Source organism: Oxobacter pfennigii (assembly GCF_001317355.1).
GTDB classification, from domain to species: Bacteria; Bacillota; Clostridia; order Clostridiales; family Oxobacteraceae; genus Oxobacter; species Oxobacter pfennigii.
Map to the genome: position 1 here is coordinate 179,886 of NZ_LKET01000039.1, position 21,221 is coordinate 201,106.

At 39.5% G+C, this 21,221-nt stretch carries 17 protein-coding genes; 14 read left to right on the plus strand and 3 right to left on the minus strand.

The annotated features are described in order from the left end of the window. Nucleotides 1–15: 15 nt before the first annotated feature. Both OXPF_RS14130 and OXPF_RS14135 read left to right on the plus strand, forming a co-directional pair. Nucleotides 16–708, plus strand: a complete 693-nt coding sequence (locus OXPF_RS14130) for a class I SAM-dependent methyltransferase (RefSeq protein ID WP_054875867.1) — start codon at nt 16–18, stop codon at nt 706–708. Between the two features lie 11 nt (nt 709–719). Beyond that, nucleotides 720–1,451 carry a class I SAM-dependent methyltransferase gene (locus OXPF_RS14135; protein ID WP_160317226.1) on the plus strand — a complete coding sequence of 244 codons (732 nt, stop codon included), beginning with the start codon at nt 720–722 and terminating at the stop codon, nt 1,449–1,451. Nucleotides 1,452–1,516: 65 nt separating this feature from the next. Here the strand turns inward: OXPF_RS14135 and OXPF_RS14140 are convergent, their stop codons facing one another. The 3 genes from OXPF_RS14140 to OXPF_RS14150 all read right to left on the minus strand — a co-directional run bounded on the left by OXPF_RS14140 (nt 1,517) and on the right by OXPF_RS14150 (nt 3,660). Next, nucleotides 1,517–2,341, minus strand: a complete 825-nt coding sequence (locus OXPF_RS14140) for a glycosyltransferase family 2 protein (protein ID WP_054875869.1) — start codon at nt 2,339–2,341, stop codon at nt 1,517–1,519. A gap of 63 nt (nt 2,342–2,404) precedes the next feature. Beyond that, nucleotides 2,405–3,151, minus strand: a complete 747-nt coding sequence (locus OXPF_RS14145) for a hypothetical protein (RefSeq protein WP_054875870.1) — start codon at nt 3,149–3,151, stop codon at nt 2,405–2,407. Between the two features lie 59 nt (nt 3,152–3,210). Continuing rightward, nucleotides 3,211–3,660, minus strand: a complete 450-nt coding sequence (locus OXPF_RS14150) for a hypothetical protein (protein ID WP_054875871.1) — start codon at nt 3,658–3,660, stop codon at nt 3,211–3,213. 356 nt (nt 3,661–4,016) lie between these two features. Between OXPF_RS14150 and uvrB the strand changes: the two genes are divergently transcribed. The 12 genes from uvrB (at nt 4,017) to OXPF_RS14210 (ending at nt 21,206) form a co-directional block, all read left to right on the plus strand. Next, nucleotides 4,017–5,996, plus strand: a complete 1,980-nt coding sequence (gene uvrB / locus OXPF_RS14155; RefSeq protein WP_054875872.1) for an excinuclease ABC subunit UvrB — start codon at nt 4,017–4,019, stop codon at nt 5,994–5,996. A gap of 121 nt (nt 5,997–6,117) precedes the next feature. Beyond that, nucleotides 6,118–8,934 carry an excinuclease ABC subunit UvrA gene (gene uvrA, locus OXPF_RS14160; protein WP_054875873.1) on the plus strand — a complete coding sequence of 939 codons (2,817 nt, stop codon included), beginning with the start codon at nt 6,118–6,120 and terminating at the stop codon, nt 8,932–8,934. Between the two features lie 228 nt (nt 8,935–9,162). After that, complete coding sequence (locus OXPF_RS14165) at nt 9,163–9,588, plus strand: FHA domain-containing protein (RefSeq protein WP_054875874.1); 426 nt, start codon at nt 9,163–9,165, stop codon at nt 9,586–9,588. Between the two features lie 32 nt (nt 9,589–9,620). Then, nucleotides 9,621–10,817 (plus strand): FtsW/RodA/SpoVE family cell cycle protein, encoded by a 1,197-nt coding sequence (locus tag OXPF_RS14170; protein WP_054876157.1) that lies wholly within the window; start codon nt 9,621–9,623, stop codon nt 10,815–10,817. Between the two features lie 13 nt (nt 10,818–10,830). Next, complete coding sequence (locus OXPF_RS14175) at nt 10,831–12,258, plus strand: peptidoglycan D,D-transpeptidase FtsI family protein (protein WP_054875875.1); 1,428 nt, start codon at nt 10,831–10,833, stop codon at nt 12,256–12,258. A 399-nt stretch (nt 12,259–12,657) separates the two neighbouring features. After that, nucleotides 12,658–14,517: an excinuclease ABC subunit UvrC gene (uvrC, locus tag OXPF_RS14180; RefSeq protein WP_054875876.1), complete on the plus strand. Its 1,860-nt coding sequence runs from the start codon at nt 12,658–12,660 to the stop codon at nt 14,515–14,517. A gap of 166 nt (nt 14,518–14,683) precedes the next feature. Continuing rightward, nucleotides 14,684–15,598, plus strand: a complete 915-nt coding sequence (gene murB, locus OXPF_RS14185; protein WP_054875877.1) for a UDP-N-acetylmuramate dehydrogenase — start codon at nt 14,684–14,686, stop codon at nt 15,596–15,598. A gap of 312 nt (nt 15,599–15,910) precedes the next feature. Further along, a complete protein-coding gene (locus OXPF_RS14190; protein ID WP_242854413.1) occupies nt 15,911–16,654 on the plus strand; it encodes a PHP domain-containing protein in 744 nt (247 codons plus the stop codon). Between the two features lie 4 nt (nt 16,655–16,658). Next, nucleotides 16,659–17,534, plus strand: coding sequence for an RNase adapter RapZ (rapZ, locus tag OXPF_RS14195; protein ID WP_054875878.1), 876 nt, complete (start codon nt 16,659–16,661; stop codon nt 17,532–17,534). Next, complete coding sequence (locus tag OXPF_RS14200) at nt 17,531–18,844, plus strand: gluconeogenesis factor YvcK family protein (RefSeq protein WP_054875879.1); 1,314 nt, start codon at nt 17,531–17,533, stop codon at nt 18,842–18,844. Before rapZ ends, OXPF_RS14200 begins: the two co-directional genes overlap by 4 nt. 16 nt (nt 18,845–18,860) lie before the next feature. Continuing rightward, the gene (gene whiA / locus OXPF_RS14205; protein ID WP_054875880.1) at nt 18,861–19,808 is read left to right on the plus strand and encodes a DNA-binding protein WhiA; all 948 of its coding nucleotides are present in this window, start codon (nt 18,861–18,863) and stop codon (nt 19,806–19,808) included. A gap of 93 nt (nt 19,809–19,901) precedes the next feature. Further along, entirely contained in the window at nt 19,902–21,206 is a 1,305-nt protein-coding gene (locus tag OXPF_RS14210) for a DRTGG domain-containing protein (RefSeq protein WP_054875881.1), read from the plus strand. The last annotated feature ends 15 nt before the right edge of the window (nt 21,207–21,221 follow it).

A 21,221-nucleotide genomic window follows, 5' to 3' on the forward strand; every position in this document is an offset into this window, starting at 1 on the left:
AGGGGGGTGTTTATTATGACTGTTAATTCCGATTATACAGAACTATCTCAACTAATAATATCGGTACAATCTGAAATAGTGGACTCATGTGAAAATTTGCATTACAGGAAATTTTATATGCAGGAAGAAAGAGACTATTGGGATAGTATATCGAAGTGGATGTATGAGGAAAAGGATAAAAGGAAAATAGATAAATGCCTTGATATAGGGTGTGGATACGGTACATTGCTGATTATTGCGCAAAAAATATATGGAAGCGATATATATGGAATTGATTTCTTGGACTCCTATTTAAGCAAAGATATAATAGAAAAATATAATTTGAATTTTAAAATATGCAACGCTGAAACGGATACCCTTCCATGGGAGTGCAGGTTTGATATTATATTTTTGACAGAGGTCATAGAGCATTTTAACTTCAATGTAATACCCACATTGATAAAAATAAGAGAAAGTCTTTCAGATGACGGAGTATTTTACCTGAGTACACCGGATGCAGAGTGGTATGGGAAAATTACAGAGTATTATAAAGACTATAAGGATATGCCCTCCGCTGAAAAAAACATTCCTACGAAGGATTGTCATATATATGTGTTTAACAAAAATGAATTGTTGGAAATATTCAATGATGTCGGGTTTGAAGTAGAAGATTATCAATTAACAAATATGCATCATTTCAATTTTAAGCTCAGAAAAAAAGGGAGCTGATATTTGTGGATATGGAGAGCATTATATGGGATGAATTATGGGAAAAGTGGGAGTTCCAGGAGTGGGATGAAATAAGTGAAGAGATATATATGGTTTTGAAAGAAGAGATTGGAGAATTGAAGGGTAAGAAGATACTCGAGGCAGGCAGCGGCAGCGGCAGAATTTCTCTGCGCCTGGCCCTTGACGGAGCGTCTGTAACGCTTATTGACTTTTCACAAAAAGCCCTTGATATAAGCAAAAATTATTTTGATAAATGCGGTGTTAAGGCAGAATTTTATAATATAAATTTAAAAGATGAACTTCCCTTTGCGGATAATTCTTTTGATATAGTATGGAATGCAGGAGTTATGGAACATTTTACTCAAAAAGAGCAAATTAAAATATTTAAGGAATTTTCCAGAATTGCCCCGGAGGTCCACACATTTAATCCTAATATAAACAGCTTTTTTTATAGGGTTGGAAAATGGAGCGCAGAAAAGAATGGCGTATGGCCTTATGGGCAGGAGTTCCCTGTAGAAACAATGGAGTATATTTTCAAAGAATCAGATATGAAACTGCAGAAAGAATATGATAATGCATTTTTAGATTCTATAAATTTTCTTATCTTTATAACCGGAGGAGGCGTACTAAAAAAAAGAATCATACAGTTCTTGAATGAGCTGGATGAAAATGAAAGAAAGAAATTTTCAGATAATATAGGAGGATACCTGGTATATTCAAAGGGTATAAGATGTAAGACATAATAAAAGAGTTTCCAGATACTGTAGTTTCAATATTATGTAGCTGAGTCTCAGGTTTTGAGACTCTTTTAAATATTCATTATGCTGTATCCGCACTTTACTTTGAATTTTTCAACATTATCAAGATTTTTTCTTCTATAAATATGATATGCAGGATAATGAGTGTCCACATATAATTCGAAACCCAATGCCGCAGCTCTTATGCAAAAATGCCTGTCTTCTCCCTGGAAGCTGATGTTTGGAAGGTTATCATAGGATATCGTGCTTCTTAGGACTTTTTGGGATATAAGTGTGCAGGCGCCTAAGCCGCCTACCTTGTATACTCCGGGTATTTTTAGCTTATTCATGAACTTATTTGTTCTTGACTTTATCTCTGACTCTGATAAAAATTTACCTCTTTCAATTTCATGAAGGGTATTGTGATCATAGAGCCATACCTGAGGGTATTCCATACCTCCCGGTGCCCATTTAGTCCAGAAGATTTCCGATATTATGTCTTTATTCAAAGAGATCAGGTGCTTTAGAGTATCAGGGTGAAGAAGGAGGTCTGAGTCCACCATAAATAGAAAATCGTAATTTTTTTCCCGGGCTGCTGAAAGTATTATGTTGCGATAGTGTGCAACCTTTTCTATAAGTACGTTGTTCCACTTGTGGGTCATGTCTGTGCGTATATACTCCTGTCTGTTTTCGGCATCTATTATATCTGTAACACATCGGTCTGCTTTAAATTTCTTTAACAGTTCCTTGGATATTTGCATTGTATTGTCATCAATGAATAAAAATTCAGTTTCCAAATCCGAAGTATCAATATTCAACATGGACAGCAAGTATTCTTTTAGAATTATCGGATCCTGGCAAATGGGGCTTGCTATAAGTACTCTTGTCTTTTCCATTCTTTTTCCTCCAATTATTTATTATGAGAAATTTTAAAAGCCCATTTTACTGGGCTTTTAATTTTAGCAATCCGGATCACAATCTTTAGGTTTGGGGCAGAAGAAATCTTCGGGAATTGCTGTAATGAATATATCCTGATCGATACCGATTTTATCTAGTATGTCTTCTGCAATGCAAAGTGAAATTGTTGTTGCCGGAACCGGAGGTGTTCCTGTTCCGTTATTGCCTACACCATCAACGTCTACATCCCAAGTCATACATCTTAACAATACATGAGACTGCAATGAACAGTCACTCATCTGCTCTTTAGTTATGCATCCGTCAAACTTGCTCAGCGGGATATCAGATGTGTATACAAAATTATCTCCTATTATTTGAAGTGTTTCTCTAGGAATACAGTTACTCTGATTTTGAGGCTGAGTCAAGTCGACTTCTGTCATTACCCTTGTTCCGATATCATCCGGCAGAACGATGAGACTGGGTGCAGTAACTCCCTGGAATTTAACCAGCAGGAATACCTTGAAAGTTATTGAAATTCTTGACTTAGAGTTGCAAATTATTGTATTTGTCGGACAATCAACAATACTCAATATTAATTCCGATACACACTGCACCGGAAACTGAAAAGCATCTCCTGCGTTATCGATAAATAGAACCACCGGTTCTTTCTTTCCATTAGGATTACCGGTTCTAGGGTCTATACCTTCCTGGAATAAAATCTGTGTGTTGGGTCCAAAATATTTGGCCAGTATTCTTTTGACAAAAATGTCGAGCTGCTGCGGTTCTGGCTTCGTTCTGAGCTCTCCCATTATTCATTTCCCTCCTTACATACTATTACCACGATAAATAGTGAATGTAGACTCTTATCCTAATCCATACTATGCATATGTTCATTTTGGTGTGAGTTTTTATTGGCAAATTTTTTAATAATGGGTTCCAAAATACCTTCATCTTTGCTATTTTCGTCCAGCAATTGCTCCATTAGGCCTCGACACTTATCCTCAAGCATTTTATTGATTTCATTAATCCGCGCATTTTCTGATGATAATTTTCCAATTTCTTCATCTTTTTTATCAATAATATTTTGAAGCTCTGAGATACGGCTGTTTAACTGCTCTCTCATGACAGCTGCTGCCTTTGCAACAGCGTTTACTTTTTCGGGATATTCGCCATTCATTTTTTCAATTTTTTCAGTAAGTACTTTAATTTTGCTGTCCAGCTCCGATTTTATTTTCTCATGATTTTCATGATTTTCATCCGACCTGTGTATAGGTCTCCAACCGGTGCTGTAATCCGAGCCGTTGACAATGTCAGGCATAAAATACAATCCTTCCTGGTATTCTTTTATATTTAATATATGCAAGAGTTTAAAAAGAGTTAAAAAAGACAGGAAGGCAAAAAAAGTAAGGCAGTAGGGCTGCCTTATAAAATAGAATAATAGGGGTATACTTTACAATTATGCATAACTATAATTATAAAGTATATTGGGGGATTTAAAAAATAAGTGAAATAGGATTTATACATTCATTATTATACATGAAAATGTAAATTAATACAATAATTTCATTTCACTATAGGCTGCTTTTGTCTTCCATTATCATTGACATACATAAATTGTAATACTATAATAAATTATGCGAACAAGTGTTCATGTTTTTAAAAGAGGTGGTTCCTTTGGGAGAATTTAAAATAATTTCGCAGTTCAAGCCTCAGGGCGATCAGCCTGCAGCTATAAACAAGCTTAGCGCCGGAATAATTGAAAATCAAAAATTTCAGACCCTTTTGGGTGTTACAGGTTCGGGAAAGACATTCACCCTGGCCAATATAATTGAAAGGGTACAAAAACCCACCCTTGTAATAGCCCATAATAAGACTCTAGCAGCACAGCTTTGCAGTGAATTTAAGGAGATATTTCCTAATAATGCAGTGGAATACTTCGTAAGCTATTACGATTATTATCAGCCTGAAGCTTATGTTCCTCAGACCGATACATATATTGAAAAGGATGCCTCCATTAACGATGAGATTGATAAATTGAGGCACTCGGCCACGTCTGCCCTCTTTGAGAGAAGAGATGTAATAATTGTTGCAAGCGTATCCTGCATATACGGTTTGGGAGACCCGGAAGAATATAGTTCTCTGACTCTGTCCTTAAGGACAGGGATGTTGAAGGAAAGGGACGAGATATTAAAGAAGCTTGTTGACATACAATATGAACGCAATGATATAAATTTTGTGAGAGGTACCTTCAGGGTCAGAGGCGACGTAGTGGAGATATTCCCTGCCTCCCAGTCGGAAAAAGCCGTCAGAGTAGAGCTCTTCGGTGATGAAATAGAGAGGATAACGGAGATTGACGTTTTAACGGGAGAAATTTTAGGAGAAAGAAAGCACATATCTATTTTCCCTGCCTCCCACTTTGCTTCTTCAAGAGAAAGACTGGAAAGAGCCATAATTGACATAGAAGCAGAGCTTGAAGACAGGCTTAAATTTTTAAAAGGTCAGGAGAGGCTTTTAGAAGCCCAAAGGCTGGAGCAAAGAACAAAATATGATTTGGAAATGATAAAGGAAGTAGGCTATTGTTCTGGAATAGAAAACTATTCAAGACATATGGACGGAAGAGCACCGGGAACACCGCCCCACACCTTGATAGATTATTTCCCCGAAGATTTTCTTCTTGTAATAGATGAGTCCCACGTTACTTTGCCTCAGTTAAGAGGCATGTATGCCGGAGATAAATCCCGGAAGGACTCACTGGTGGAATACGGCTTTCGTCTGCCTTGCGCTTACGATAACCGGCCATTGAAGTTTGAGGAATTCGAAAAGAAGATAAACCAGATAATTTTTGTAAGTGCCACTCCTAGTGTTTATGAATATGACCATTCAACCAATGTGGCGGAGCAGGTAATTCGTCCCACCGGCATCATAGATCCTGAGATAGAGGTGCGGCCGGTAAAAGGTCAGATAGATAACCTTATCGGAGAAATAAATTCCGTAGTGGCAAAAGGATTCCGTGTGCTGGTCACCACACTTACAAAGAAGATGGCTGAAGATTTGACGGATTATTTCAAGGATGTGGGCATTAAGGTAAAATACCTTCATTCGGATATAGAAACCATCGAGAGGATGAAAATTATAAGGGATTTGAGGTTGGGTGCCTTTGACGTCCTCGTTGGAATAAATCTTTTAAGAGAAGGGCTCGATATGCCTGAGGTGGCATTGGTTGCCATACTTGATGCGGATAAGGAAGGCTTTTTAAGGTCGGAGACCTCACTGGTACAGACCATAGGAAGGGCGGCAAGGAATACAGAGAGCAAAGTAGTTATGTATGGTGACACTCTGACGGACTCAATGAAAAGGGCAATAGATGAAACCAACAGGCGCCGTAAGATACAGGTAGAATATAACAAAAGAAACGGGATCACTCCAAAGACTATAGTAAAGCCTGTATTCAGCGTTATAGAAGCTACTACCGCTGCCGAGGAAAAAGGACAATACAGCGTGGATAATATAGGAAAGATGAAGAAGGATGATATAAAGCAGATGATTGCAAGGCTGGAAAAGGAAATGAAGGAGGCGGCCAAGGATTTGCAGTTCGAAAGGGCAGCTGAAATTAGAGATGTGGTGTTTGAGCTTAAGCTTAAACACGGAATATAACAAAAATTTCTATAATTGTTAGTCCTTTATAAAAAATGGAATAATATAAATTAGACTTACACTTTGTACAAGTTTATTATATACTAAGGGATTTATTTTTACGCTTCAGGAAGGTGAACAAATGTCTAAGGATACTATAATAATAAAAGGTGCAAGAGAACATAATTTAAAAAATGTGGATATTGAAATACCAAGGGATAAATTTATTGTATTTACTGGATTATCAGGCTCTGGGAAATCCTCCTTGGCCTTTGATACAATTTATGCCGAAGGCCAAAGAAGATATGTAGAATCCTTATCTTCTTATGCCCGTCAATTTTTGGGTCAAATGGACAAGCCGGATGTGGATTACATAGAAGGTCTTTCTCCCGCCATATCCATAGACCAGAAGACTACAAACAGGAATCCCCGCTCAACGGTGGGAACTGTTACGGAAATTTACGATTATTTCAGGCTGCTTTATGCAAGGATAGGAATTCCCCATTGCCCCGAATGCGGAAAGCCTATAACTCAACAGACCTTAGATCAGATTACCGACAAGATATCAAGATTTGAAGAAGGTACAAGAATACAGATTTTGGCGCCTATAATCCGCGGAAGAAAAGGCGAGCATGCGAAAATCCTCGAAGGCATAAAAAAGAATGGTTTTGTTCGCGTACGCATTGACGGTGAGGTAATGGATTTAAGCGAAGAAATAAAGCTTGAAAAGAATATAAAGCATAATATAGAGGTTATTGTAGACAGGATAATAATAAAGCCGGGAGTACAAAGAAGGCTTACAGATTCTTTGGAAACAGCCATGAAGTTAGGAGAAGGCTTTGTAATCGTGGATGTAACAGATAAGGAAGAAATACTTTTCAGTGAAAAATATGCCTGCCCCGATTGCAATATAAGCATAGAAGAACTGGCTCCCAGGATGTTTTCCTTTAACAATCCCTTTGGAAAATGCCCTAAGTGTGACGGTTTGGGTACGTTGATGGAAATGGACCCCGATCTGATAATTCCAGATGAGAACAAATCCTTAAATGAAGGCGCTGTCGACCCATGGAAAACCTTCAGCGAAGATACCTGGACTTATAATATAGTGGAAGGACTGGCAAAGCACTATAAATTCAGCATGGATACACCGATGAAAGACTTGCCTTCCAAAATTAAGGATATTTTGCTATACGGAACAAAGGGGGAAAAAATTAAAGTATCCTATTCAAGGGAATATGGGCACGGTGAAATGATGTTTCCCTTTGAAGGTGTGGTAAATAATTTAAAGAGAAGGTACAGGGAGACCTCATCGGATTATATCAAGGCAGAAATAGAAAGTTATATGAGCATCAAAGAGTGCCCAGAGTGCCACGGGGCCCGCCTTAAAAAGGAGAGCCGCTCTGTTACTGTAGGAGGCCTTCCCATACACAAGCTGGTTGACCTTTCAATAAAAGAAGAAATAGAATTTTTTAAAGGCCTTGTGCTTACCGAAAAGGAACAAATTATATCAAACCAGATACTTAAAGAAATAAATGCCCGGCTTACTTTTTTATCCAACGTAGGTTTGGATTACCTGAACTTATCCAGGTCTTCCGGTACTTTATCCGGCGGCGAATCTCAGAGAATACGCCTGGCGACCCAGATAGGCTCAGGCCTTGTTGGAGTCCTTTATATTCTGGATGAACCCAGCATAGGACTCCATCAAAAGGACAACGAAAAGCTTTTAAAGTCATTAAGGCATTTGACGGATACAGGCAATACCCTGATTGTAGTAGAGCATGATGAAGATACAATGCTGTCTGCCGACTATATCGTTGATATAGGGCCGGGAGCCGGCGAGCATGGAGGCAGGGTTGTAGCTGCAGGGCCATTGGAAGTAATAAAAAGCTGTGACGAGTCCATAACCGGACAATATTTAAGCGGGAAAAAGGCAATTATAACTCCATCCGAAAGAAGAAAGCCAAACGGAAAATGGGTGGAAGTTATCAAAGCAAACGAAAACAATCTTAAAAAGATAAGCGCTGCCTTCCCCCTTGGGGTATTTACCTGCGTAACGGGAGTTTCAGGTTCGGGAAAAAGTACTCTGGTAAATGAGATACTTCAAAAAGCATTATCCCACAGGCTGAACGGCAGCAAAGCCCGTCCCGGAGCCCATGAAAAAATCAATGGCATAGAATACCTTGATAAGGTTATAGATATTGACCAGTCTCCTATCGGCAGGACTCCAAGGTCCAATCCTGCCACTTATACCGGAGTGTTTGATTTAATCAGGCAGATATTCTCGGAAACTAACGAGGCAAAAATGAAGGGATACAAGCCTGGAAGGTTCAGCTTCAACGTTAAAGGCGGGAGATGCGAAGCCTGCAGCGGAGACGGCATAATTAAAATAGAGATGCAGTTTTTACCAGATGTATACGTGCCCTGTGAAGTATGCAAGGGCAAAAGGTACAACAGGGAAACACTGGAGGTAAAGTACAAGGGCAAAAATATCGCCGATGTGCTGGATATGACTGTAGAAGAAGCATTGGAGTATTTTGAGAATATCCCCAGAATAAAATCCAAGATAGAGACGTTGAAGGATGTGGGCCTTTCCTATATAAGACTTGGTCAACCTTCAACTCAGCTATCCGGCGGTGAAGCACAGAGGGTGAAGCTGGCAACGGAGCTGTCAAAACGGAGCACCGGCAGGACTATGTATATACTGGATGAACCTACAACAGGGCTTCATGTGGACGACGTCAGCAGGCTTATTTCCATCATGCAGAGGCTGGTGGACGCAGGAAATACCGTTGTTGTCATTGAGCACAACCTGGATGTCATAAAAAGCGCTGATTATATAATCGATTTGGGCCCTGACGGGGGAGACAGAGGCGGTACCATCGTTGCCAAAGGAACTCCCGAGGAAGTGGCAAAAAACCCTTCATCATACACAGGGGAGTTTTTGAGGAAAATACTATAAATTACATGGGATGTATAAAAAATGCATCCCGTTTTTCTATTTCCTCAAATGTTATATTTGGATTTACAATATATGGTATAATAAATGGAAGATTCATTGACTAATAATTTTACATAATAAAATTCGTGGTATAATGAATTCAGAATGAATTCATTTGATATGAAAATTACTTCGTAATTTTCGGGATATAATATATAGATAAAAGAATAAAAATCCAGAGGTGGTACAATGCTAAACAAGCTTATAATCTGGATAATGAGATTTGTACTTTTGGGAATGATTTACATATTCTTATACAAAGTCATCAAGGTTATGTACAGCGATTTGAAGGGCAACAAAATTAAGGCATCGGTTTCTGCAGGCATTGAGGTGATAGATATAGGTGATGACTGTCCCATACCCATAGGAGCTGTTTATCCCCTTCATTCGGTAACCAATATAGGCAGAACTCCCGACAACAACATAGTATTGGATTGCAAGTACGTTTCGAATTATCATGCGAGGATTTTTCTTAAAAACAATTATTATATACTTAAGGATATGAACAGTACCAACGGTACCTTCCTGAATAGTATAAAGGTGGAAAAACCCACAGTGGTGAAAAATGATGATCTTATCAACATAGGCGGGGTCATATTCAAAGTCATTGGATAGGGAATGCTCAAGGAGATTGTTTTATGGCTTCTATAGATAACCGTAAGGAAGAAAAAAGAATATTAAGTCTGGTTTATGGCATAGGAATTATAGCATTCTCTATTATTGGGCTTTATAATAACGATAGTATTGCCTATTTGATAGGGATTTTTTCTGTTGTACTCATTGGCTACGGTCATTTTATAATAAGCAGGTATTTTCCTGACGGAGACAAATATCTATTCGTTCTGGCCGCCTTTTTGGCTGAAATGGGATTGGTGATGCTATACAGAATCAACCCTTATTATGCAATAAGGCAGATTACCTGGCTGACGGTAGGAGTAGCGGTATTTATACTCATCGTTGTGCTTTTTCCTGACATGGAAGGCATTAAAGACTTTAAATATTACTATCTTGCAGCTGCCATTGGCCTGCTGGTCTTAACTCAAGTTTTCGGCTCAGATATCAGAGGTTCAAAAAACTGGATAAACTTAGGCTTTATAGGCTTTCAGCCTTCGGAGTTTTCCAAGGTTTTTTTAATATTGTATCTGGCATCTGAGCTGCATGATTTTAAGGACAGAAAAGGCCTTATCATGCCTGCCGCAGCAGTACTCGTTTCCCTTATTTTTTTGGTGCTTCAGAAGGATTTGGGCTCCGCCCTTATATTCTTCGGTATATCCATAACCATGGTGTATATTGCCACACCTAAAATAAAATACGTATTGTCGGCAGTGGTGCTTTTCTTAATTGGCGGTGCAGGAAGCTATTTTGTCTTCTCTCATGTAAGAAACAGGGTGAATATCTGGATTAACCCCTGGAAGGACCCAAACGGAGCCGGATATCAGGTAGTACAGTCTCTCTTTGCCATCGCCTGGGGAGGACTTATGGGAACAGGGCTTAATCTGGGATATCCCAAGTACATACCTGAGGTCCATACGGATTTTATATTTGCCATAGTATGTGAGGAGTTCGGACTTTTAGGCGGATTTGCCGTAATAATTGCCTATTTTCTTTTGGTATACAGAGGCATGAGGACAGCTATTTATTCTGAGGATAATTTCACCCGCTTAGTTGCGGTAGGTATTTCGACCATGATAGGTGCTCAGGTTTTTGTAATAATAGGAGGAGTAATAAAGCTCATCCCATTGACAGGAATCACCTTGCCTTTAATGAGTTACGGGGGGAGCTCCTTTGTTATAAATTTCATAGCTTTAGGTATACTTCAAAAGATATCGGAAAATACCAAGTGAAGGAGTGGGCATAATGGATGACGATAAAATCAGAAAAAAAATAATAAAGGTCCTTATAGCCTTCTCCTTTGCCTTCCTGCTGCTCATAGGATACCTGAGCTATTTTGAAATTGTTGATGGAGAGAGCATACTGACAAGTCAATATAACAGGCGAAACCGAGACAGGGAAAATGATGTTTTAAGAGGAAGCATATATGACAGGGATATGACCTTGATTGCCGACAGCGTAAGGGCGGAGGATGGCACACAAAAAAGAGCCTACAGAAAAGGCTTTGAATATCCTTATGCCCCCGTTATAGGCTATTACAGCAGCGTATACGGCACATCGGGTATTGAAAGATATTATGCCAACGAGCTTTTAGATGCAGGAATACTCAATCCCATAAGATTTATAAGGGATATTATGTCAAAGGGTGACAGAAAGGGAAACGGCCTTTTACTTACCATAGATTCAGATCTTCAAAAGAAGGCATATGACGCTCTTGGTAACAACAGAGGAGCGGTTATAGCCATGGATCCCAAAACAGGAGAAGTGCTGTGCATGACTTCGAAACCCGTATTCAACCCCTTAACCATAGACAAAGACTGGGATATAATATCTAAGGAGACTGAGCAGGGATATTTTTTAAACAGAGCGCTGCAGCCTGGCTTGTATCCTCCCGGTTCAACTTTTAAAACTGTTGTTGCCGGAAAGGCTTTGGAGACTATTGATGACATTGAATCCAAGATTTACATATGTGAAGGTAATTACAGATTTGATAACTACCTTTTAAGTGATTTCAACAATAATAAGCACGGAGAAATCAATATTCATGATGCCCTTGCGTATTCCTGCAACGTAACCTTCGGGCAAATAGGCGTTGAGCTGGGATTTGATGATATGAAATCGGGTGCTGAGGATTTTGGTTTTAATAAGAGAATAGATTTTGATTTGCCTGTGGCAGTCAGCAAGTACCCCGATATAGACAGAACCAGGGAGGACAGCCTCGCTCAAAGCGCTATTGGCCAATTCGAGGTAACTGCCACGCCTTTTCAGATGATGCTGGTGGCAGCAGCATATGCTAACGAAGGCGTGGTTATGAAGCCTTTTTTAGTAAAAGCCATAGCAGACCCCTATGGTTGGATTTTGAACACCACCAAGCCTTCTGTTTTGTTAAAACCTATAGAAAAAGAAACGGCAGAAAAAGTCAAAGCCATGATGATAGATGTAGTTAAAAAAGGCACCGGGCAAAGTGCAAAAATATCGGGAATAGAGGTAGCCGGCAAGACGGGCACCGCAGAGGTGGGGCCCAATCAGCCTGCTCATTCCTGGTTCATAGCTTTCGCCCCGGCTGATGACCCTAAAATCGCTCTCGCCGTTATCGTTGAAAACGGCGAATCCGGCGGTATCAAAGCCGCCTCCGTTGCCCGCGAAGTCATCAGAGAATATTTAGCAAAGTAAAAATTCTTGGTGAAATCGCCTAAGAAGTAACGTATTAATTGATGTAGAGCTATAAGATGTTTAGCAGTATCGTGGAATTATAATAAAATAAGCGTGAATGATTATGATTTTTTCTCAGAAGGTGCTTGATTAAATAACTTAGGGACTTTGCTGATTTTTGAAGTTAGTTAGTGTGTAATTCTAAGTATCAGTTGGTGCATACTGAATAAGCAATTTGAATTCTCCGGTATAAGTTCTTGGCGAAACAGCGACGAAAATCCAGGAATTTTCGATTGTCTGAGCGTCAGCGAGTTATCGAAAATTCCTGGATTTTCAAGCTGTAAGCCTTAGAACTTACTGGAGAATGAAACGCGAAGAAAGTATGCATCAACTGATACGGGGTAATTAAGGAGAGGGACTATGTTTAATTTGGAGGAGCAGCTTAAAAATCTTCCCGATAAGCCGGGAGTTTATATAATGAAGGATGAATATGGGCAGATAATATACATTGGGAAGGCTGTATCATTAAAGAACAGGGTCAGGCAGTACTTTCAGAACTCCAGGGGCCACGGTGCCAAAGTTAAGGCTATGGTGGACAACATAGAGGAGTTTGAGTATATAGTTACGGATTCGGAACTGGAAGCCCTTATTTTGGAGTGCAATTTAATAAAGACTCACAAACCGAAATATAACGTACTTTTAAAGGATGACAAACACTATCCCTATATAAAGGTTACCATGAATGAGGATTACCCTCGGGTAGTAATGATCAGGAAAATTGAAAGGGACAAGGCCAGGTACTTCGGACCCTATTCCGGAGCCTTTGCAGTACGGGAAACTATTGAGATAATTAAAAAGCTCTTTCCCATAAGGACATGCAGCAGGGTCATGGGTAAAAATACAAAAGAGAGGCCCTGCCTTAATTTTCATATAGGAAGATGCCTGGCACCCTGTCAGGGTAATGTAAATATACAGGAATACAGAAACATGATGAAAGATATCTGCCTTTTTTTATCAGGAAGCCATGATGAACTGATATCCGAATTGGAAAAGAAAATGAATGCTTCGGCTGAAAACATGGAATACGAGAGGGCAGCGGATTACAGGGATAAAATTGCCGCAATAAGACAAATACAGGAGAAACAGAAGGTATTATCTTCAGCCATGGAAGATGAAGACGTAATAGCCTTCGCCCAGGGAGAGGACAAAACCTGTATGCAGGTATTTTTCATAAGGGGAGGAAAGCTCATAGGAAGAGAGCATTTTATACTTACGGATACATTGGATACATCTACAAAGGAAATATTGACGGGTTTCATAAAACAATTCTACATGGGGGAAGGCTTTATTCCCAGAGAAATACTGCTTCAAGAGGAAATAGATGAAATAAACATAATAGAATCCTGGCTGACCAGCAAGAGAGGCTCTAAGGTATATATAAAAATCCCCCAAAAAGGTGAGAAAAAAGACCTGGTGGATTTAGCCTCAAAGAATGCACTTATAACACTTCAAAACTTCAGCGAGAGGATATTAAGGGATAAAAAGGCTTCTGAGGGTGCCATAGAAGAGCTGTCGGATATACTTGAACTGGACTTTATACCAAGGCGCATTGAGGCCTTTGATATATCAAATATCCAGGGCACAGACCCCGTCGGTTCCATGGTGGTATTCGTAGATGGAAAGCCTCAGAACAGGGAATACAGGCGCTTCAGGATAAAAACGGTAAAAGGGCCTAATGATTATGCCAGCATGATGGAAATGCTAAGCCGCCGCTTTAAGCATGGGCTAGAAGAGATAGACAGGAACAAGGGTATATCTGATGGAGCCGACGGAAAGTTCTCCAACATGCCCGACCTTATACTGATTGACGGCGGTGAAGGCCATGTCAACAGCGCCCTTGAGGTGGTAAAGGGCTTGAACCTTGACATTCCAGTATGCGGAATGGTTAAGGATGACAGGCACAGAACCAGAGGCCTTATATATAACAGTCAGGAAATAAAAATGGACACCCACAGTGAGGCTTTCAGGCTGGTGACAAGAATACAGGATGAGGTCCACAGGTTTGCCATCAACTATCACAGAAGCCTTAGGGATAAAGGTATGAACAAATCCGTGCTGGATGAAATCAATGGTATAGGAAGTATAAGAAAGAAAGCTCTGATTAAGCATTTCGGGAGCATTGATAAAATAAAAGAAGCCAATGCGGATGAGCTTTTACAGGCACCGGGAATGAACAAAAAAAGTGCCCAAGCAGTTTATGGATATTTTCACGGAAATTAATATAAATATTGCCTTTTTTTTGTAGGCTTGCACAATATTTTATTACTATCTATACTGTAATTATTGCATAAAAAATAAATTAATGTATATATTCCTTTTATATATGTAATATTATACGTACATATGGATTAGAATAATTGTAGATATCTAAAGGAGATGTGGTCCAGTGAAGAAATGCGATATTATTGAAAGGCTCTTTATCATTGTTGGTGAAAACAATATTAAAATAGATGAACCCATGAAAAATCATACATCCTTTAAAGTAGGAGGACCGGCGGATATTTTTATATCTCCTGTAACCGAGCTGCAGATAAAGGATGTGCTCAAGCTTTGCAATGAGAGCGGCTGCCCTGTTTTTGTAATGGGCAACGGCACCAATCTTATCGTAAAAGACAAGGGCATCAGAGGGGTTGTACTTAAAATATACGATAATTTCAGCAAAATATATACGGATAAAAATATAATTATAGCCGAAGCCGGTGCACTTTTGTCTGTAGTATCCAAAACAGCCATGAAGGAGAGTCTAAAAGGCCTGGAATTTGCCAGCGGCATTCCGGGTACAGTGGGCGGTGCTGCAGCGATGAACGCCGGAGCGTATAACGGAGAGATAAAGGATGTCATACATTCTGTTGATGTCATTGACGATAATTACAACATAATAACTCTTAACAGGGATGAGCTCCAGTTGGGATACAGAACCAGCGTTATAAGCACAAAGGGCTATACCGTTTTAAGAGTCAGGTTTCTTTTGGAGCCGGGTAATTTTAAAGAGATAAAGGAAAGGATAGACACCCTCACAAAGCGCAGAAAGGAAAGGCAGCCCCTTCACCTTCCCAGTGCAGGCAGCACCTTTAAAAGACCGGAGGGACATTTTGCAGCTAAATTGATAGAGGATGCAGGCCTTAAAGGGGCTAAAGCAGGGGATGCCATGGTATCCGATATGCATTCGGGATTTATTGTAAATGTAGGAAATGCCACAGCAAGGGATATTTTAAATTTAATTGAAATTGTAAAAAACGAGGTTTATGAAAAATTCGACGTAATGCTGGAGCCCGAAGTAAAGATAGTAGGGGAAGAATAAATACAAAAGACACAAATGTGTCTTTTTTGTATAATTAAGAAGGTTTTCTTTCCTATTATACAAAAAGTGAGGATTGCAAAGGACGGGGCGTCCTTGCCGTTAAGTAGGCGGTGCTTCAAAAGGGGACATAGGTCACCTTTGGTAAGTTGAGCAGCAACTTTTTTTGTATTTTTAGCCATCATAAATAAAAAAGCTTTTAGGAAACCTATAAATATTCGGGAATTTTGCATAAAAACCTAGTGCTTGCTAAAATTAAACATTTGTTAATATTTATTATGGTATAATTAAAATGATTGTAAGGAGAAATAGCTTATGATAAAGCTTTATGCGGATTATCATACTCATACTGTTTACAGCCACGGAAAAGGAAATATAATGGAGAACGTAGAGGCGGCTGTGGAGAAAGGTTTGAAGGAAATTTGCATATCTGACCATGGTCCCGGTCATTTTTCCTACGGTGTTAAGCATAGTAGTTTTAAAGAGATGCGGGAAGAAATAGATGTTATTAATAAAAAGGTAACCGGAATAAAGGTGCTTTTAGGCGTAGAGGCAAACCTTACGAGCATGGACGGAGATATTGATATAAGGGAAGAGGATAAAAAATATCTGGATATACTTCTTATGGGATATCATACTGCTGTCATACCAAAAAGTATAAGAGATGCCAAAGGATTGTATTTTGATAACCTATGGGCAAAGATATCTCCTTCAGTTCACAGAAAAGCCAGGCTTAATAATACAAGAGCCATGATTAACGCAATAAACAAGCATCATATAGATATAATAACTCATCCGGGGCTTAATATAACAATTGACACCGTTGAGTTGGCCGAAGCAGCGGCCAAATCGGGTACTGCCCTTGAGATAAATTCAAGCCATGGATTTTTAACTGTGGAATATGTAAAAGCAGCCATGAAACAGGGAGTGAATTTCGTAATTAACAGTGATGCCCACAATCCAAGGGATATAGGCAATTTTACAAAAGGCATCCAAACTGCGCAAGAGGCCGGCCTTCCTGTTGATAGAATAATAAATGCCGTAAAAGACTGGGAGTGATATTATGAGGTTTGTCATAGTTACAGGCTTATCAGGCGCCGGAAAAAGCCAAGCCATGAAAAGTTTAGAAGATTTAGGATTTTTTTGCGTGGACAATTTGCCTCCTGCCCTCCTGCCTAAGTTTGCAGACCTTTGCTTTCAGACACAGGGTAAGATTGACAGAGTAGCACTGGTTATAGATATCAGAGGCGGAAGCTTTTTTGATGATATATTCGAGAGCTTGAACCAGCTTAAAATGGAAAACTTCAATTACGAAATTTTGTTTCTGGATTCCTCCGATGACGTGCTGATAAAAAGGTTCAAGGAATCCAGAAGAAGCCATCCGTTGGCTCCTGACGGAAGGATTCTTGACGGTATTAATGAAGAGCGGATAAAACTTACGGAATTAAAATCAAAAGCAGATAATATAATTGATACATCAAATCTTACACCCAGGCAGCTAAAAGAAGAAATCATACATATATTTGTAGAGGGACAGAAGTTTGAAGGGATAATAGTATCCGTTGTGTCCTTTGGCTTCAAATACGGTATACCCCTGGATTCGGATTTGGTATTTGACGTAAGGTTTCTTTCAAACCCCTATTACGTGGAGGTTTTAAAAAGGCAGTCGGGAAAGGATGAGCCCGTAAAGGAATATGTAATGAGGTGGCCTGAAACAAGAGAGTTTTTGGATAAAGTGGTGGACATGGCCGAGTTTTTAATACCATATTATATCAAGGAAGGCAAGTCACACCTGGTGATATCTTTTGGATGTACAGGCGGAAGGCACAGGTCCGTAGTCATTGCCAATAATGTATATGAGGCACTGAAGAAAAACGGTCACAGGGTAATTATCGATCACAGAGATATTTCAGAGGATATAGAGGAGTCAAAAAGATGAATATATTAAACTGGCTCAAACCGGGGATAAAGGTTAAACGATGGATAGCCCTAGGTACAGTCGGGATTGCAGCCATGAGTTTTGGTATTGGAGGATTAATTTTTAACAGCTACTTCAATATCCTGCTTTTAATTACAGCAATTATTACAGGAATTTTAATTATTGCTTTTGCTATCAAAAGGATAATGAATTCTTTATTTGAACTTATAAATCATGCAGGTCTAGGTCCATCTGTAGATATTAGCAAACTCAGCGATTTGGTTTATGAAAAGAGGCTTCTAATAAATGGGCCTAAGATAGTAGCAATTGGCGGGGGCACAGGGCTTTCCACCATGCTTAGAGGAATTAAACATTATACATCGAATATAACAGCAATAGTAACTGTTGCAGACGACGGCGGCGGTTCGGGTGTCTTGAGGGAAACTTTAGGTATTCTGCCTCCGGGAGACATAAGAAACTGCCTTTTAGCTCTTGCGGATACTGAGCCTGTAATGGAAGAGCTTTTACAGTATAGGTTTAACGATGGAATGCTAAAGGGCCAAAGCTTCGGAAATTTATTTATTGCAGCCATGGACGGCATTTCAGAAAATTTCGAAGTAGCCATTAAAAAAATGAGTGATGTTTTAGCAGTAACCGGGAAGGTTCTCCCTGTAACTCTGGCTAACGTAAGACTTTTTGCCGAACTGGAAAACGGTGTTATCATTGAGGGAGAAAGCAACATCTCTAAGAGGGAACAAAATAAGGATGTTCCAATAAAAAGAGTTTTTTTAAAGCCGGATGGTGCCATGCCATTGTCTGAAGCTATTAATGCAATAGATGAGGCTGATGCTGTTATTTTAGGACCGGGCAGTTTATATACCAGCATAATACCCAATTTATTGGTGGATGATATAGTAAAGCATATTGAAAAATCAAATGCCATAAAAATATATATATCGAACATAATGACTCAGCCGGGGGAGACTACGGGATTTACCGTCTGCGACCATATAGATACAATACAAAAGTACAGCAAAAAAAGAATAATCGACTGCACCATTATAAATAACGGCAGCATACCCTCCTGGCTTCGAGGCAAATACACTAAAGACGGTGCACGGGAAGTACCTGCCGATATAGACAAAATAAAGGAAAAGGGCATAGAGGTTGTAGTTGATAATCTTGTCTATATATATAAAAATCTTCTCCGCCATAATTCAAGGAAGCTGGCAGAGTTAATCATGAAAATAATACTTGAAAGAAAGCTCTCAAGTGATAAAAAGAGGATGATAGAATATTATTATCTAAACGAGAGGTTAAACAGTCGATGAGGCAAGGAGGGGAAATATGTCCTTTTCACAGGTTGCAAAAAATGAGATATGCAGGATTGCCGGCCAGGACAAATGCTGCCAGGTAGCAGAACTATCGGCTTTGATTAAGGTTTGCGGTACCATAAGTATAAACGGAAATCACAACATAGGCTTTAGGATAACTACTGAAAATCCGGCAATTGCCAGAAGGATATTTTCACTTCTTAAAAATTGTTTTGGCATAAATCCTGACGTTCTAATAAAAAGAAACAAGCAATTAAAAAAGAACAATATATACATGCTGGTTGTTACAAATGATAGAGGATCGGTAAAGATACTACAGGAAAGCGGAGTGCTTGCAGATAATTCCTCGGGAATATCCATAATTTACGGAATAAAAAAGTCTTTAATTGAGAAGGATTGCTGTAAAAGGGCATATATCAGGGGTACTTTTTTAGGAGGGGGCTCGGTGACAAATCCTGAAAAGACATACCATCTGGAGTTTGTAAACCATACTGAAGAACATGCCATAGATCTTTCAAATCTAATTAACAGCTTTGAGCTGAATTCCAAGGTTATTCAAAGGAAGAACAGTTATGTGGTTTATTTAAAAGAAGGCGAGCAAATAGTGGACTTGTTGAATATAATAGGTGCCCATAAATCACTGTTAAACCTTGAAAACGTAAGGATCTACAAGGAAATGAGAAACAATGTAAACCGCCTGGTAAACTGTGAGACAGCCAATTTGAACAAGACCGTAAATGCAGCAGTGAGGCAGCTGGAATGCATCAAGTATATAAGAGATACCATAGGACTAAAGAAATTGCCTGTAGGTTTAAGACAGGTAGCCGAGGCAAGGCTTAACAATCCCGACTCATCACTGAAAGAGCTGGGTGAGATGCTGGATCCACCAGTAGGCAAATCAGGAGTAAACCATAGATTAAGGAAAATAGAACAGTTTGCTGATGAACTTAGAGAAAAATAATTTGAGAAAATAGGGACGCTTCCCCCGGCTACCCCAGGGGATTACTCTAAAAGAGGGAAAGTGTCCACTAACATTAGAAAAAGAGGTGATAGCATGACAAAACATGAAGAGATTATCAGGTACATACGGGATTTAGAAGTAGGATCAAAGGTTTCGGTTAGATCCATTGCGAGCGAGCTCAATGTGAGTGAGGGTACTGCCTACAGGGCTATTAAAGAGGCTGAGAATGTGGGTTTTGTCAGTACCGTGCCTAGAGTGGGTACCGTCAGGATAGAAAAGATGGAGAAAAAAGATATAGAGACCCTTACATATTCGGAAGTTGTAAACATAGTGGACGGTATAGTTCTTGGCGGAAAAGACGGCCTGTATAAACCCCTCAACAAATTTATAATAGGCGCCATGACGGTGGATGCTATGAAAAAATATGTATCACCCGGCAATCTGGTCATCGTGGGAAACAGGGAGGAAGCATTCAAGCTGGCACTGGAGCAGGGTTGTGCTGTCCTAATCACAGGAGGTTTCGGCTGTTCCGATGAAATTAAGAAGCTGGCTAACGAAAAACAGCTTCCTATAATATCATCTTCTTACGATACCTTTACCATAGCTACCATGATAAACAGAGCAATATCCGAAAGGCTTATAAAGAAGGACATAATACTTGTGGAAGATGTCATGAGAATCAATCCGGTATACCTTCATGCCAACGATACCGTAAAGGAGTGGAAGGATGTCATGGCTAGGACGGGCTTCAGCAAGTTCCCCGTACTGGATGATAAAGATAAACTGGTAGGTGTTATTACTACAAAGGATTTAAGCAATTACGTAAAGGATGATGACCTGTTATCAAAAATAATGACTAAGGATCCGGTAACGGTAAATGAAAAGACATCCATTGCCTATGCCGCCAACGTAATGGTATGGGACAGTCTTGAGATCGTTCCTGTTGTTGATAACAAAACCCTCATTGGTATCATAAGCAGGGGAGACGTGCTCCGTGCTCTTCAGCACGCCACACGCCAGCCTCATGTCGGTGAAACCTTTGAAGATATGATTATAAGGAATTTCTCTTATGAATATATTGTGGATGGTGTACGCTTTGCCGGACGTATTATGCCTGAAATGTACGACCCCATGGGCATAGCCAGCATGAATTCTCTTACCATGCTTATGTCCACCACCTGCATGGTTGCATTGAGGCAGAAGAACCATGTAAATATATTTGTGGACAGCTTCAATGTTTATTATATGAAGCCGGTTCAGATAGACAGCGTTATTTCGATTCATGCAAGAGTCATAGATTCAGGGCGTAATTTTGCTAAAGTTGACGTAAATATGTATGACAGCAATGGTGAGTTATGCTCAAAAGCAATTATGTCATCAAAGATTATGAAAAAATAACTAAAAGGGTTGAAT

Excerpts from the sequence above, each read along its gene's own strand:
- OXPF_RS14130 (WP_054875867.1), top strand. The coding sequence starts at position 16 with ATGACTGTTAATTCCGATTATACAGAACTATCTCAACTAATAATATCG.
- OXPF_RS14165 (WP_054875874.1), top strand. The coding sequence starts at position 9,163 with ATGCTAAACAAGCTTATAATCTGGATAATGAGATTTGTACTTTTGGGA.
- OXPF_RS14145 (WP_054875870.1), bottom strand. The coding sequence starts at position 3,151 with ATGGGAGAGCTCAGAACGAAGCCAGAACCGCAGCAGCTCGACATTTTT.
- OXPF_RS14140 (WP_054875869.1), bottom strand. The coding sequence starts at position 2,341 with ATGGAAAAGACAAGAGTACTTATAGCAAGCCCCATTTGCCAGGATCCG.
- OXPF_RS14175 (WP_054875875.1), top strand. The coding sequence starts at position 10,831 with ATGGATGACGATAAAATCAGAAAAAAAATAATAAAGGTCCTTATAGCC.
- OXPF_RS14210 (WP_054875881.1), top strand. The coding sequence starts at position 19,902 with ATGACAAAACATGAAGAGATTATCAGGTACATACGGGATTTAGAAGTA.
- OXPF_RS14135 (WP_160317226.1), top strand. The coding sequence starts at position 720 with ATGGAGAGCATTATATGGGATGAATTATGGGAAAAGTGGGAGTTCCAG.
- rapZ (WP_054875878.1), top strand. The coding sequence starts at position 16,659 with ATGAGGTTTGTCATAGTTACAGGCTTATCAGGCGCCGGAAAAAGCCAA.
- whiA (WP_054875880.1), top strand. The coding sequence starts at position 18,861 with ATGTCCTTTTCACAGGTTGCAAAAAATGAGATATGCAGGATTGCCGGC.
- uvrA (WP_054875873.1), top strand. The coding sequence starts at position 6,118 with ATGTCTAAGGATACTATAATAATAAAAGGTGCAAGAGAACATAATTTA.
- OXPF_RS14150 (WP_054875871.1), bottom strand. The coding sequence starts at position 3,660 with ATGCCTGACATTGTCAACGGCTCGGATTACAGCACCGGTTGGAGACCT.
- uvrC (WP_054875876.1), top strand. The coding sequence starts at position 12,658 with ATGTTTAATTTGGAGGAGCAGCTTAAAAATCTTCCCGATAAGCCGGGA.
- OXPF_RS14190 (WP_242854413.1), top strand. The coding sequence starts at position 15,911 with ATGATAAAGCTTTATGCGGATTATCATACTCATACTGTTTACAGCCAC.
- OXPF_RS14200 (WP_054875879.1), top strand. The coding sequence starts at position 17,531 with ATGAATATATTAAACTGGCTCAAACCGGGGATAAAGGTTAAACGATGG.